This window comes from Sphingomonas sp. 66-10 (genome assembly GCF_001897045.1).
GTDB classification, from domain to species: domain Bacteria; phylum Pseudomonadota; class Alphaproteobacteria; order Sphingomonadales; family Sphingomonadaceae; genus Sphingomonas; species Sphingomonas lycopersici.
Map to the genome: position 1 here is coordinate 1 of NZ_MKRR01000118.1, position 1,133 is coordinate 1,133.

Sequence of the window (1,133 nt, forward strand, 5' to 3'; positions counted from 1 at the left end):
TCGAGGCCGTGCCCGAGCATGGCATGGCGACTATTTGGGACGCCGACGTGCTGATATGGGCGGCGAGCCAGCTCATCGAGGCGCGCGACGCCGGACGGCCGACCTCGCGCCTTATGGTGACGACGCCGCACGAGATACTGGCGTTCACCCGGCGCGGCACCGGCAAGGCGAGCTACGAGCGGCTGAAGGCCGCGCTCGACCGCCTGCAATCCACCACCGTCGCCACCTCGATCCGGCAGCAGCACCAGCGCCGCCGCCATCGTTTCTCGTGGATCAACGAATGGCGCGAGCTGGCGGACGGCAACGGCCGTGCGCTCGGGATCGAGCTGATCCTGCCCGATTGGTTCTATGCCGGCGTGCTCGACCGCGCGCTCGTGCTGACCATCGACCGCGCCTATTTCGACCTGACGGGCGGCCTCGAACGCTGGCTCTACCGCATCGTGCGCAAGCATGGCGGACGGCAGAGCGGCGGCTGGAGCTTCGACGTTCCGCACCTTTACCTCAAATCCGGCGTGCTCTCGCCGCTGCGCCGGTTCGCGTTCGAGCTGCGCGCCATCGTCGCGCGCCAGCCGCTCCCCGGCTACGTCCTCACGCTCGAACATGCGCTCGGCCGCGACCGGCTGAACTTCGCTCCCGTCCCCGTCGATCCGTTCGACGCCGCCATGCGCCGCGTCGGCCTCAAGCCTGTGGAGAACTGGCCATGAGGTTCGGACTATCGGGAACAGCCGGATTCGGACGATCAAGAACGCCGGACACGGACTTTCGAGAACGCGCGGGCCTCGCAAACCCGCAGAAATCCTCGCGGAATCGCACCACTTCTAACGGTGCTAATAGAAAAGAATCCTTCGGATTCTTGCTAACGGCGCGCGCGGCTGTGGACAGCGCGGCCTTGCTCGCCGGCTCGACGCTCGCGCAGCGGCCAGGTCGCCGCCCTCGCACCGCCCCCGTCGCGAGCCTCATCCCCGGAGACCTCCCATGATCGACGATCAGCCCCCCGCCGTGCGCGGCGGCGGCGCGTTCAGCGCGCTCGCCCGCGACGGCCTCACCCATGTCGAGCTGACCTGGATCGAGAAGAAGCTGGAGCACTGGATACGCTTCGGCCGCGTCGCCCAGGACCGCATCCTGACCCGCCG

2 protein-coding genes are annotated in these 1,133 nt (G+C 68.4%); both read left to right on the plus strand.

The window, feature by feature from the left end; all coding sequences use genetic code 11:
* A partial coding sequence (locus BGN95_RS12715; RefSeq protein WP_286772821.1) for a replication initiator protein A occupies positions 1–704 on the plus strand: 704 nt, incomplete at its 5' end.
* A gap of 271 nt (positions 705–975) precedes the next feature.
* The coding region (locus BGN95_RS12720) for a DUF2840 domain-containing protein (RefSeq protein WP_286772822.1) at positions 976–1,133 on the plus strand (158 nt) is incomplete at its 3' end.